Source organism: Flavobacterium sp. CECT 9288 (genome assembly GCF_918731615.1).
Classification (GTDB): Bacteria; Bacteroidota; Bacteroidia; order Flavobacteriales; family Flavobacteriaceae; genus Flavobacterium.
In genome coordinates this window covers 714,138-726,956 of sequence record NZ_OU957226.1, presented here as the reverse complement: position 1 = coordinate 726,956, position 12,819 = coordinate 714,138, and the positions used below count along the sequence as shown (strand labels likewise).

The window sequence follows — 12,819 nt, the reverse complement described above, 5'->3', positions numbered from 1 at the left end:
GAAAGAACAGATTGAACGAAACATTTTGACAAGTATGTGTGTTCTAACTGAATTTAATACTGATTGAATGTTTACAGTTATAATTAGGTACTTTTTGATTTTGAAAAGTGGGTAGAGAAAATGATATTGGGTTGCTTACACAAACTCCCCAATGTCAAAATCCTCGAAATCATTTTTCCGCAAAATGGAAGAACCAGTTTCCGTTTCAGAAGAAAAGCTATTGTCCAATAAATCAGTTATTTTACGAGAAGCACCTTCGATAGAATTCTCCAGTAGGTTGAACAATTCGGTTCCATGTATTTTCTGTACAATGGCAACCGCTGTTTCCTTTTGGATTGGCTCCCATTTGTCTTTCTGAAGCAGCTCCCCCACAGAATTTAGTTCTTCAAAAGTAACACCTTGGGCAAAACCGTTACCACCATCGGATAATTTATACATGTTCCATTCTTCTTCCTCTTCTTCAAAATCAGGCCTATTTCTGAAAATTTTGTCCAGCTCTTCCTGCGGAATTTGAATGCCGACGTTTTCATTTTCGTCGTATTCTATGTCAAAAGTATCAGGATTAATTTCCAGTTCTTCAACTTGGCTTTCAGTGGCATTGTTTGGCATCGAAAGGCTTCTCTTAGGTCTAGGTTGTCCCATAATATCGAGCAGTTTAGGGTTGCCTTTTTTCTGTATTGGTTTTCTTTCTGAACTTTTTTTGATTACAATCTTGTCCTGCAGAAGCAGGGCAATCACAATCAGCAGGCATATCACAATTACTATTTCCATAACTTATAAAATGGGTTTGTATTTATCATTAAAACTCTTGGTAATCTGCTCGCCAAATTCCTGAAAATGGTAGTCCAGCAAATTATCTAAATAGCCGTAAATGGTTATTTTGTCTTCACCGATTACTTGTGCAATTCGTGACAATTTTTCGTGAAAATCTGGTCGGATATATACCGTTTTTCCATCTCGGGCATTCGTGTCTGTTCTTTTGAAAAAGAGGCTTTCGTAATCTGTTTCGTTTGTTTTTTTAATTTTGGTCTTTTCCTTCACAGCAGGTTTCTCCAATGGTAGTTTTTCTGGCTGAATGTCTTCCTTTTCGGGTCTTTCAACAATCGGCTCCACAGGTAATTGTAATCCCTCTTTTTTTACACCATCTACCATCAGGCTCATCATCAGTTCCTCGTTAATATCGGGCGTACTTTTTTTCTTATTTTCTTTTTCCATTAGACTATAATTGAATGATTTTTAAAAACTCGTTTATAAATTGATCTAACTGACTGGCTTTCATCAAGCGTTCGTCGGGTGGCATTACCGTAGAGCGGAAAACGGCTTTGCTATTGACTTCACTTTCTTTGCGAAAACGGGTGCTGTTTTTGATTTGGCTCTGCATCAGGCTTAAACCCAATTGTTCGATCAGTTGGTTATAAACCTCGTATAAAGGTGTACTTTCTCTACCATCAACCTGATTCCAAAACAGGTTAATGGTTTCTATGTAAGTTTCGCCTTTTTTCATAATCACATCCTGCAAAAGCTGTGTAAAAATCAGTGTGCTTTCCATTACCACTCGGTCTGCCGTGATAGGTGTAAAAATGTGGTGCATTCCTGCCAGTGCATTCAAAATGCCAGGCGTGTTAACCGTTCCGGGCAGGTCAAAAAAGACCACATCAATAGGTACTGAAGAACTACTTAAAAATTCGTGAGCGGTTTCCAATACGCTATCAGCTTTGGATTGCATAATCGGATAGGCTTTTTTGTTGATGGTGGTAAATTGTTTGTAAGCCAGCTTTTTTAAAGCTTCGTTTTCCATTACCATCGCCAAATCACGTACCTTCATTTTCATCAGGCTGTGCTGGGGGAAATCGGCATCAAATACGGCTACATTATAGCCTAACCGATAGTGCATCGTACTTGCTACCAATGTTGTAAATGTACTTTTTCCCACACCGCCTTTTTGAGATGAAAAGGCGATAAATACTGTTTTGTGTTTTGTATTCATATTTCAACTGTTTTTAAAATTTATATCCTCAATTACTTAGGTGCGCATATAGGTTTGTAGCTCTATACAGAATTATAGAAATAAGCAGGTAATTACGTAGTAGGCTATTTATTCACTTGAATACATTTTTATGGTTGTAGGCAAATAGATTTGTACAACCATAATTACTTATTTATGTACCTGCTTTTTTGCGTACACAATTGCATATTCAAGTATTTCAATAGGTGCTTTTTTACATCTGCACATTTGTATTTATTTACATCGGTAATGAAGTACTTACGTTGTTACCTGCATAGCTAACTACGTCCCTATATGTGTTTATAAGTACAAATAAATGCAGATAAATAGGTATTTACATTATCGTGGTAGTGTTTGGCTTCCAAAGGCAGAGTTTGTCCTAGTATCACATTGCAATACTCTTATCAACAGTTGGTTACTTTGTAAAATGAATTTTACTAACGGATTTATGCAAAGCATCTTGATATAATGGACACGAAGCAGAACGGCATCGAGCCGATTTTCCCTGCTACATTTAATCCGTCCCGCAGGGCGGATTTTTGTGTTCATCAGAACACGGCAAGTTGTGTTTTGAGCATCTCGAAACGATTTCGGATGCTCAAAACAACTTGCCCTGCCAGGGGCTGAAAAACACCTTCCGAAGTCAGGGTTTTGTGTAAATTATAAATGGATTTGTGATGAACGAAAACAACAGAAAACAATTAAAAAAGACCGGACGCCGACCTAAAGAAGACCCGGCGAAGATTAGATATACAATTTCCTTTAATGAAGAAGAGCACAGCCGATTTCTTTCGCTCTTTGACCAATCGGGAATGCTGGTAAAGGCACATTTTATAACGTCCTGCATCTTTGAAAAAACGATAAAGACCATTCAAATTGATAAAGGAACAGTTGATTTCTATATGCGATTGACCTCGTTTCACAGTCAATTTCGCTCGGTCGGTGTAAATTATAACCAAGTTGTAAAGCTATTGTACAAGAATTTTTCAGAGAAAAAAGGATCTGCCTACCTCTATAAATTGGAAAAACAGACGATTGAAATGGTATTGTTATGCCAAAAAATCATTCAACTAATCGAAGAATTTGAAGCTAAACATCTAAAAAAATAGGTCTAAAAATGATAGCAAAAATTGGAAGAAGCAGTAATTTATATGGTGCTTTGGCGTACAATAATATTAAAGTGGAAAAGGAAAACGGACAAATTCTGTTTGCCAATAAGATAATTGAAACACCAAGCGGGCATTATTCTGTAGCACAATTGAGCCAATCTTTTACGCCTTATCTTATTGCAAATCGAAATACCGAAAAGCATACGTTGCATATTTCGCTCAATCCCGACCCGAAAGATAATGTTAGTGATGAAAAATTTAGGGAGTTGGCAGAGCAGTATATGCGTGAAATGGGTTATGGCGAACAGCCTTTTGTCGTGTTCAAGCATACTGATATCGACAGAACTCACATACATATTGTTTCGGTTTGTGTGAATGAAGAAGGCAAAAAAATTTCAGATAAATTTGAGAAAATGCGGTCTATGAATGTGTGCCGAGAACTCGAAAGGCAACACGGATTGGTATCTGCAACAGATAAGGAACACAAGCAGAACGATAAGATTTTTAGCCCTGTGAATTACCAGAAAGGTGATGTAAAAAGTCAGATAGCTTCGGTAGTTCGCCATTTGCCGAACTATTACCAATACCAGACATTGGGCGAATACAACGCATTGCTTTCGTTATTCAATATTACCACTGAAAAAGTTGAGGGCGAATTGCAGGGAAAATCTCAGCAGGGTTTATTATATATTCCGTTAAATGAAGAAGGCGAAAGAGCCGGACATCCATTCAAGGCTTCTATGTTCGGAAAGAACGCAGGACTTCTGGCTCTGGAATTGCAATTTGAGAAAAGTAAAACCAGATTAAAAGACCACCCAACTAAACAGACTTTAAAATCAGCTGTCAATATTGCTCTGCAATCTACATCTGATGAACTGAACTTTAAAAAGCAGTTGGCAGACCAAGGTATTAATGTAGTGATAAGAAGAAATGATACAAAGCGTATTTATGGAATTACTTTTATAGACCATAATTCCAAAATGGTCTGGAATGGTTCCCGTTTAGCAAAAGAACTTTCTGCCAATACCTTTAATGATTATTGGAAAAATAACATCAAACCCGAAATCAAGGAAACTGATGAGCCACCAACTAAATTATCTCAATCAAACAACATAGAGGATTTACCTGCTGAAAAACCTCATCATTTATTCGACTTCCTGAATACTAATGAAAAACACGAAGATGGTTTGATTGAAGCATTAGGCGGATTGTTACCCGAAGCGCAGGGCGAAGATTATGAGGAACTGGATTTTGCCAATAAAATGAAGAAGAAGCGGAAACGTAAAAAGGGTCAATAAAAGCCAAAGACCGCCAATGAGTTCCATATTATTATAACCACCCTTTAGACCTTTTAAATTCACGCCCGAACATTAAAAATTAAAATAATGCAGGGAGAAGATGATTTAAGAGGACTTGCCAAGATTATGGCTTTTATGCGGGCAGTCAGTATTCTTTTGGTACTGATGCACCTTTATTGGTTTTGTTATGGTTTCTTTATAGAACGTGGCTGGACACTGGAACTCATCAACAAAATATTAGGCAATTTTCAACGGACCGCTGGATTGTTTTCGCATACCTTATATACCAAAGTATTTGCTTTGGTATTGCTGGCTTTGAGTTGTTTGGGAACCAAAGGTGTTAAAAATGAAAAAATAACTTGGACTAAAATTTATGTGGCTTGGGGAATTGGCTTTGTCCTGTTTTTTCTGAACACACCTTTACTAAAGTTATCATTAAACACAGCTACATTCCTTTATGTCCTTACCACAAGTTTAGGCTACATCGCTTTGATGGTAGCTGGCGTTTGGATGAGCCGTTTACTTCGCACCAACCTGATGGACGATGTTTTCAATAATGAAAACGAAAGCTTTCAGCAGGAAACCAAATTGATGGAAAATGAATATTCTGTCAATCTTCCCACAAAATTTTATTACAAAAACAAATGGAATAAAGGCTGGATAAACATCGTCAATCCTTTTCGCGCAACCATTGTTTTAGGAACGCCAGGTTCAGGAAAATCCTACGCCATTGTAAACAACTATATCAAGCAACAGATTGAGAAAGGGTTCTCAATGTACATCTACGATTTCAAGTTTGACGACCTTTCTACTATTGCCTACAATCATTTATTAAAGCACAGAGATAAGTATAAAGTACAACCCAAATTCTACATCATTAATTTTGACGACCCGAGAAAGAGCCACCGATGTAATCCACTCAATCCAGATTTTATGACGGACATCTCTGACGCTTACGAAGCAGCATATACTATAATGCTGAACCTCAACCGAAGCTGGATACAAAAGCAGGGCGATTTTTTTGTGGAAAGCCCAATTATTTTGTTAGCAGCAATTATCTGGTATCTCAAAATCTATGATAATGGGAAATACTGCACCTTTCCACACGCCATTGAATTACTGAACAAAAAGTATTCGGATGTATTCACTATCCTTACTTCATATCCTGATCTGGAAAATTATCTTTCGCCGTTTATGGATGCGTGGCAAAGTGGCGCACAAGACCAATTACAGGGGCAGATTGCATCCGCAAAAATCCCTTTATCAAGAATGATTTCGCCACAATTGTATTGGGTAATGACTGGCGATGATTTTTCACTGGACATCAACAATCCCAAAGAACCGAAAATCCTTTGTGTTGGAAACAATCCCGACCGTCAAAATATTTATTCGGCAGCTTTGGGATTGTACAATTCAAGGATTGTCAAACTCATTAATAAAAAAGGACAATTAAAGAGTTCTGTTATTATTGATGAGTTGCCCACTATTTACTTTCGTGGATTAGATAATCTCATTGCAACTGCCCGAAGTAATAAGGTGGCAGTTTGTTTGGGTTTTCAAGATTTTTCGCAATTGATAAGGGATTATGGCGATAAAGAAGCAAAGGTTATCCAAAACACTGTGGGCAATATATTTTCGGGTCAGGTAGTTGGCGAAACTGCAAAGAGCCTTTCGGAAAGGTTCGGGAAAGTATTGCAAAAGCGTCAAAGTATATCAATCAACCGAAATGATACGTCAACTTCCATTTCTACACAATTAGATAGTCTTATTCCAGCTTCCAAAATTTCAACACTAACACAAGGTATGTTTGTGGGTGCTGTTTCGGATAATTTTGAAGAACGCATCGAACAAAAAATATTCCACGCCGAAATTGTAGTGGACAATGAAAAAGTTGCAGCAGAAACTAAAGTATATCAGAGGATACCAGAAATTCTATCCTTTGTTGATGAACAGGGAGAAGATAAAATGAAGCAGGAAATAGAAACGAATTATAAACAAATCAAACAAGATATTGTTCAAGTCATTAAAACGGAATTGGAGCGCATTAAGAATGATCCTGATTTACAGCATTTGATGCAGGAATAAAAAACAATATTCAACATAATATTTATGCTTTAATTTAAATCGTAAATTTGGCTATTCTGCTTAATATGAATAGGTAATAAATATGACGACACTCTTTATTAAAAACATGGTTTGCAACCGCTGTATTATGGTAGTACAAAATGAATTGGATAAATTCGATTTAGAGGTAAAAAATATAAGGTTGGGAGAAGTCATATTGGATAAAGAGCCTACTACTGAGGAAAAAGATAAATTGGAAAAAGCTCTAATTTTGTTAGGTTTTGAGGTAATAGATGATAGAAAAAGCCTCATCATTGAATAGATAAAGAATATAATTATTGACCTTGTGCATCATCAGGACAACGACACCAAAAAAAATCTTTCAGATGTATTAAGCAGCAAACTGCATCATGATTATAATTATCTGTCCAACCTGTTTTCTGATATAGAAGGTACTACGATTGAAAAGTATTTTATTGCCCAAAAAATAGAGAAGGTAAAAGAATTATTGGTATATGATGAACTGTCTTTGAGTGAAATTGCTTTCCGTTTAAATTACTCAAGTGTAGCCTATTTAAGCAACCAATTCAAAAAGGTAACAGGACTAACGCCAAGTCATTTCAAGCAAATACGGGAAGATAAAAGGAAGTCTTTGGATAAGGTCTAAGTAAATCTTACAAATCATTCCCAAAATTCCACAACGAAAAAATGGAAACAATATGGAACTTTGTATCACAATAAAACTCATACAAAATGGTACACAAATTTCAAGTAACAGGTATGACCTGTGGAGGTTGCGAAGCAAAGGTAAAATCGGCTTTATTAAAGGTTGAAAATGTGACAAATGTTGAAGTTTCAAAAGATGAAAACTCAGCTACCCTGACAATGGATAAACACATTTCAACTACACAATTGCAAAAAGCATTAACCGCTGTTGGAAAATATACCATAGAAATGAGCAATAACAAAAGCCCACAACATACCACGACAAATGAACCAGTTGCAAAATCCTGCTGCTCCGCTCATTCTCACGATGATAAAAAAATAATCGAAGTGACTAGCAATATAAAAGGCAAATACTATTGCCCAATGCATTGTGAAGGCGATAAAACCTATGATAAAGCTGGCGATTGCCCTGTTTGTGGAATGCATTTGGTAAAAGAAGCAGAATTGAATGTAAAGAAAACGATGTACACCTGCCCAATGCATCCCGAAGTTATTCAAGATAGTCCGGGTTCATGTCCTATATGCGGAATGGATTTAGTACCCATGGAACCAAGCGATTCCGAAGAAAAAAAAACCTATCTGGATTTGCTTAAAAAAATGAAAATTGCAACCCTCTTTACGGTGCCAATTTTCATTATTGCCATGATGGAAATGGTGCATAACAATCCGTTATTTCAAATAATGGACAGCAACATGTGGAACTGGGTGCAATTTCTGTTTTCAATTCCTGTTATTTTCTATGCTGGTTGGATGTTTTTTGTACGAGCTTGGAAATCCATAATCACTTGGAATCTAAATATGTTTACCCTTATCGGAATAGGAACTGGAGTTGCATTTTTGTTTAGTATTGTAGGAATGCTGTTTCCGAATATCTTTCCCGAAGAATTTAAAACCGAACACGGAACCATTCATCTTTATTTTGAAGCAGCAACAGTAATCATTACACTGGTCTTGTTGGGACAATTGTTAGAAGCAAGAGCACATAGCCAAACCAGTGGAGCTATAAAAGCGTTATTACAATTAGCGCCAACAGAAGCTACTTTGATTGGTGAAGGAGGCGATAAAGTGATTTCCATTCATGATATTAAGAAAGGTGATTTATTACGCGTAAAACCAGGAGATAAAATTCCAGTTGACGGAAAAATAACCGATGGTGAAAGCAGTATTGATGAAGCAATGATTACAGGAGAACCAATTCCCGTTGACAAAAAGAAAGACGATAATGTAATTTCGGGAACAATCAACGGGAACAAATCATTTATAATGATGGCCGAAAAAGTAGGTTCTGAAACATTACTTTCTCAAATTGTACAAATGGTTAACGATGCTTCTCGTTCAAGAGCACCCATTCAAAAATTAGCCGATAGTATTTCTAAATATTTTGTACCCATTGTAGTAATCATTTCAGTAATTACCTTTTTTGTTTGGGCACTATTTGGTCCAGAACCAGCGAAGGTTTATGGATTTATAAATGCCATTGCAGTTTTAATCATAGCTTGTCCTTGTGCTTTAGGTTTAGCCACGCCGATGTCTGTGATGGTGGGTGTGGGCAAAGGAGCACAATCTGGAGTATTAATTAAAAATGCCGAAGCCTTAGAAAATATGAATAAGGTAGATGTTTTAATAACAGATAAAACAGGAACGCTAACAGAGGGAAAACCTTCGGTAGAAAAAATTTACGCATCAACTAATAACGAGGATGATTTAATGCAAAATATAGCTTCCTTAAACCAATACAGTGAACATCCATTGGCACAAGCAGTAGTCAATTATGCCAAAACAAAATCTATTTCATTAATTGAAGTCAAAGATTTTGAAAATGTTACAGGAAAAGGAGTTACAGGAACGGTTACCAATAGAAAAGTAGCATTAGGCAATAAAAAACTAATGGAACAGGTTAAGGCAACTATTTCTGACGATTTAGAAAACAAAATTATTGCAGAACAAAAACTTGGTAAAACGGTTTCTTACATTGCTGTTGATGGTGTTACAGTTGGCTTTGTTTCAATTGCCGATGCGATAAAAACTTCGAGTGCATCAGCGATAAAAGAACTAATGCTCCAAGGTGTAGAAGTAATTATGCTTACTGGCGACAATGTTAATACAGCCAAAGCAGTAGCGGATGAATTAGGTTTATCTTCCTATAAAGCAGGATGCTTACCCGAAGATAAACTCAACGAAATTAAACGTTTACAAGCAGAAGGGAAAATTGTAGCTATGGCTGGTGATGGTATAAATGATGCTCCAGCATTAGCACAAGCCAATATCGGAATAGCTATGGGAACTGGAACCGATGTAGCCATAGAAAGTGCCAAAATAACTTTAGTAAAAGGCGATTTATTAGGTATCGTTAAAGCAAAAAATTTGAGCCATGCTGTTATGAAAAACATCAAGCAAAACTTATTCTTTGCCTTTTTCTACAATGTGCTTGGTGTTCCAATTGCAGCAGGTATTTTATATCCGTTTTTCGGAATTTTATTATCACCAATGATTGCAGCTTTAGCAATGTCTTTAAGTTCTGTATCGGTAATCGTAAATGCATTGCGATTACGCAGTTTTAAACTTTAAGTGAATTATTCAATAAACAAAATGGAAAAGAATAATCAAGACTTACGATTCAAAACAAATATTAACTGTGGTGGATGTGTACATCTGTAAAACCTTATTTGGATAATGCCGATGGTATATGCCATTGGGAAGTAGATACAACTAAAGACAAGGTGCTTACCGTAAAATCACAAGGAATTACACAAGAACAGGTAATTGAAACTGTACAGAAAGCAGGTTTTAAGATAGAACCATTAAGCAAAGATTAATTTCCTTATCCTACTAATACCTGCTTAGTTATTTAGCTTATAACAAACACTTTAGGGAATTAACTAGATATTTATTTTAATAAGCATAAAAAGGACTATGCAGACTAGTGATTTAGACATTTTATCTATAATTCTGTGTTTGCAGTTCACGAATGTGCAAAATATAGCAATTAAAAGAAATAATTTCATAATTTTGTAGTGTTGAAAAATTTGAGTAAACATATCAGCTTTGTCATCTTATTGTGTTTGGGCTTTTTCCTAATGCCAAGCATAAGCTATGCTTGTGCCAAAAAAACAGCCAATACAGAACAAAAAAGTTGCTCAAAAGACCAATCTGCAAAAGCAGAACATAAAAGCAGTTGCAAGGACAAGTCCTGTAAAAAATGTAAAGATGGTCACGACTGCGACGGCAATTGTAAGCACAGTTCTTGCGGATGTAGCACTTCTTCATCTTCGGTAAGTTTACAAATCCCCATCGATTTAAAAATAACACACCCTTTTGGCGAAACTAAAAAGCAAAAATTCGGTTTCAAACAAGCCTATTATTCTTCAGGTTACTCTTCCATTTGGCAACCGCCTAAAATAAGCTAAAACGATGGCTTGTTAGCCATACGTGTGCCTTGTCGAAAGCTAAATCCAGTTTTCGCAAATTCTTCGTATATCTTATTAAATTAAAAAAAATCAAAATGAAATCAATTTCAAAAATATTGATGGTAATCACTGTATTACTATCAGCCGTAAACAGTTTTGCACAAATCAAAAATGCAAAAACAGAAACCGTAAAAATATATGGCAACTGCGAAATGTGCAAAACTACCATTGAAAAAGCAGGAAATGTAAAAAATGTTGCCACAGTAGAATGGAATAAAGATACCAAAATGGCTATTCTCAACTATGATGATAAAAAAACAAGCCAGGATGAAATTCTGAAACGTATTGCTTTAGTAGGGTACGACAGTGAAAAATTTTTAGCACCTGATGATGTTTATGCTAAACTATCCGGATGCTGCCAATACAATAGAGAATTAAAACCAGTTGCAAAAACTAAAGATGCCGGTATGGATATGAAAAACGAACACAGCAACCACGGCGAAATGGCTCAAACAAATACCGCTGCAACCCAAAATGCACCACAACTGAAAGCCGTTTTCGATAATTATTTTTCTGTGAAAGATGCTTTGGTGAAAACCGATGCAGGTACTTCATCTGCAAAAGCTTCTGAACTGGTAAAAGCAATTAAAGCAGTAGAAATGACGAAACTTTCTAATGAAGAACATACCGTTTGGATGAAAGTAATGAAGGATTTAACTGCTAATGCAGAAAAAATTGCTGTAGCAAAAGATGTTACCAAACAAAGAGAAATTTTCGCTTTACTGGCTAATAATATGTACGAATTAGCCAAAGTTTCAAAACAAGAAACACCTGTTTATTATCAGCATTGCCCAATGTACAATAATGGTAAAGGAGCAAATTGGCTAAGCAAAGAAGAAGCAATTAAAAACCCGTATTACGGCTCCAAAATGCTTACTTGCGGAAGCGTACAGGAAACTATTAATAACAAATAAAACGCTATTGTTATGGAAAGTATGGAAAACCAACACGAAATGCAACATAACCATAAGAATGAAAAGCATAATACTAATCACTCTTTAGCAATGTACAAACGCTTTGCTGTAATGGCTGTTGCTATGTTCATAGCTATGTACTTCATTATGTATGCTATGATTGACGGCTTACAGAACCTTATCCTGAACATCAATAATTTGTATATGACATTGCTGATGGTTTCTGCAATGTTGATTATAGAACTATTGATAATGAAAGGAATGTATGAAAACAAAAAAATCAACTGGGCAATCATAACGGTTTCCTTTGCGATTGGCATCTTTTCTTGGTTTGGTATTCGGGAGCAATTATTTGTGGGCGATAAGGAGTTTGTAAAAGGTATGATACCACATCACGCAGCAGCAGTATTGATGTCTGAAAAAGCTAAGCTTACCGACCCCGAATTGATACAGTTACAAAAAAACATACTGGAAACACAGGCACAAGAAATCGAATTTATGAAGCGTAAGCTAAATGAATTTGAAAACAAATAAATAAGATAAATTTCTTCAATAATATCAAAAATAAATAAAATGAAAAATATAATTTTCTCAATCATTACATTAGTAACAGTTGCAGTGGCAACAATTTCCTGCAACCAATCGTCAAATAAAAATAGCGACCAGCAAACTAATGATAGCACCATGGTATCAGAAACTAAAGATTTATCATCAGCGGTACAAAATGATACTGTAGTTGCTGTTACTTCAACAGATATGCCTTCTCAGAAAGCGGAAAAGTCCACTGTAAAGGAGCAAGCACAAAACTTTACAATCACACCGATAATCAAAGATTATTTGGCTTTAAAAAATGCACTTGTCGCAGATAATGACAAAGCAGCTGCTAATGCAGGAAAACAATTGTTTACTACCTTAAAAAATGTGGATATGAACGCTATCCCAGCGAATAAACATAAAGAATATATGGAAATAGCGGAAAATGCCAAAGAAAATGCAGAGCATATTAGTGACAATGCTGGTAAAATAGACCACCAGAGAGAGCATTTAGCATCGTTAAGTAAAGACGTTTCTGACCTTATCACATTATTTGGAACTACCCAAAAATTATATCAGGATTATTGCCCAATGTACAATGATGGAAAAGGTGCGGTTTGGATTAGCGAAGCTAAGACTATCAAAAATCCTTATTATGGCAGCAAGATGCTTACCTGTGGCTCTGTAAAAAAAGAGTTCTAA

11 protein-coding genes and 2 pseudogenes are annotated in these 12,819 nt (G+C 36.0%); 10 read left to right on the top strand and 3 right to left on the bottom strand.

What is annotated here, in order from left to right:
- Window positions 1-135 precede the first annotated feature (135 nt).
- The 3 genes from LQ189_RS03275 to LQ189_RS03265 are packed head-to-tail and all read right to left on the bottom strand — an operon-like array spanning window position 136 to window position 1,987.
- Window positions 136-771 (bottom strand): conjugal transfer protein TraD, encoded by a 636-nt coding sequence (locus LQ189_RS03275; RefSeq protein WP_230154292.1) that lies wholly within the window; start codon window positions 769-771, stop codon window positions 136-138.
- Window positions 772-774: 3 nt separating this feature from the next.
- Complete coding sequence (locus LQ189_RS03270; protein ID WP_230154290.1) at window positions 775-1,215, bottom strand: DUF3408 domain-containing protein; 441 nt, start codon at window positions 1,213-1,215, stop codon at window positions 775-777.
- Window positions 1,216-1,219: 4 nt separating this feature from the next.
- A complete protein-coding gene (locus LQ189_RS03265) occupies window positions 1,220-1,987 on the bottom strand; it encodes a ParA family protein (protein ID WP_230154288.1) in 768 nt (255 codons plus the stop codon).
- A 695-nt stretch (window positions 1,988-2,682) separates the two neighbouring features.
- Between LQ189_RS03265 and mobA the strand changes: the two genes are divergently transcribed.
- From mobA to LQ189_RS03215, 10 genes and pseudogenes are all read left to right on the top strand, one after another.
- The gene (gene mobA / locus LQ189_RS03260; protein WP_230154287.1) at window positions 2,683-3,114 is read left to right on the top strand and encodes a conjugal transfer protein MobA; all 432 of its coding nucleotides are present in this window, start codon (window positions 2,683-2,685) and stop codon (window positions 3,112-3,114) included.
- 8 nt (window positions 3,115-3,122) lie between these two features.
- Complete coding sequence (mobB, locus tag LQ189_RS03255) at window positions 3,123-4,412, top strand: conjugal transfer protein MobB (RefSeq protein WP_230154285.1); 1,290 nt, start codon at window positions 3,123-3,125, stop codon at window positions 4,410-4,412.
- 87 nt (window positions 4,413-4,499) lie between these two features.
- Window positions 4,500-6,497, top strand: a complete 1,998-nt coding sequence (mobC, locus tag LQ189_RS03250; RefSeq protein ID WP_230154284.1) for a conjugal transfer protein MobC — start codon at window positions 4,500-4,502, stop codon at window positions 6,495-6,497.
- Window positions 6,498-6,579: 82 nt separating this feature from the next.
- Window positions 6,580-7,143: pseudogene (locus tag LQ189_RS03245) on the top strand (helix-turn-helix domain-containing protein).
- 86 nt (window positions 7,144-7,229) lie between these two features.
- Window positions 7,230-9,770 carry a heavy metal translocating P-type ATPase gene (locus tag LQ189_RS03240; protein WP_230154283.1) on the top strand — a complete coding sequence of 847 codons (2,541 nt, stop codon included), beginning with the start codon at window positions 7,230-7,232 and terminating at the stop codon, window positions 9,768-9,770.
- Between the two features lie 21 nt (window positions 9,771-9,791).
- Window positions 9,792-10,018: pseudogene (locus LQ189_RS03235) on the top strand (heavy-metal-associated domain-containing protein).
- A gap of 261 nt (window positions 10,019-10,279) precedes the next feature.
- Complete coding sequence (locus tag LQ189_RS03230) at window positions 10,280-10,609, top strand: hypothetical protein (RefSeq protein ID WP_229941494.1); 330 nt, start codon at window positions 10,280-10,282, stop codon at window positions 10,607-10,609.
- 95 nt (window positions 10,610-10,704) lie between these two features.
- The gene (locus LQ189_RS03225; protein ID WP_162073196.1) at window positions 10,705-11,583 is read left to right on the top strand and encodes a DUF3347 domain-containing protein; all 879 of its coding nucleotides are present in this window, start codon (window positions 10,705-10,707) and stop codon (window positions 11,581-11,583) included.
- Window positions 11,584-11,595: 12 nt separating this feature from the next.
- Complete coding sequence (locus LQ189_RS03220; protein ID WP_162073195.1) at window positions 11,596-12,117, top strand: DUF305 domain-containing protein; 522 nt, start codon at window positions 11,596-11,598, stop codon at window positions 12,115-12,117.
- A gap of 39 nt (window positions 12,118-12,156) precedes the next feature.
- The gene (locus LQ189_RS03215) at window positions 12,157-12,819 is read left to right on the top strand and encodes a DUF3347 domain-containing protein (RefSeq protein ID WP_230154281.1); all 663 of its coding nucleotides are present in this window, start codon (window positions 12,157-12,159) and stop codon (window positions 12,817-12,819) included.

Excerpts from the sequence above, each read along its gene's own strand:
- LQ189_RS03275 (WP_230154292.1), bottom strand. The coding sequence starts at position 771 with ATGGAAATAGTAATTGTGATATGCCTGCTGATTGTGATTGCCCTGCTT.
- LQ189_RS03215 (WP_230154281.1), top strand. The coding sequence starts at position 12,157 with ATGAAAAATATAATTTTCTCAATCATTACATTAGTAACAGTTGCAGTG.
- LQ189_RS03220 (WP_162073195.1), top strand. The coding sequence starts at position 11,596 with ATGGAAAGTATGGAAAACCAACACGAAATGCAACATAACCATAAGAAT.
- mobB (WP_230154285.1), top strand. The coding sequence starts at position 3,123 with ATGATAGCAAAAATTGGAAGAAGCAGTAATTTATATGGTGCTTTGGCG.
- mobA (WP_230154287.1), top strand. The coding sequence starts at position 2,683 with ATGAACGAAAACAACAGAAAACAATTAAAAAAGACCGGACGCCGACCT.
- LQ189_RS03270 (WP_230154290.1), bottom strand. The coding sequence starts at position 1,215 with ATGGAAAAAGAAAATAAGAAAAAAAGTACGCCCGATATTAACGAGGAA.
- LQ189_RS03230 (WP_229941494.1), top strand. The coding sequence starts at position 10,280 with ATGCCAAGCATAAGCTATGCTTGTGCCAAAAAAACAGCCAATACAGAA.
- LQ189_RS03225 (WP_162073196.1), top strand. The coding sequence starts at position 10,705 with ATGAAATCAATTTCAAAAATATTGATGGTAATCACTGTATTACTATCA.
- mobC (WP_230154284.1), top strand. The coding sequence starts at position 4,500 with ATGCAGGGAGAAGATGATTTAAGAGGACTTGCCAAGATTATGGCTTTT.
- LQ189_RS03240 (WP_230154283.1), top strand. The coding sequence starts at position 7,230 with ATGGTACACAAATTTCAAGTAACAGGTATGACCTGTGGAGGTTGCGAA.
- LQ189_RS03265 (WP_230154288.1), bottom strand. The coding sequence starts at position 1,987 with ATGAATACAAAACACAAAACAGTATTTATCGCCTTTTCATCTCAAAAA.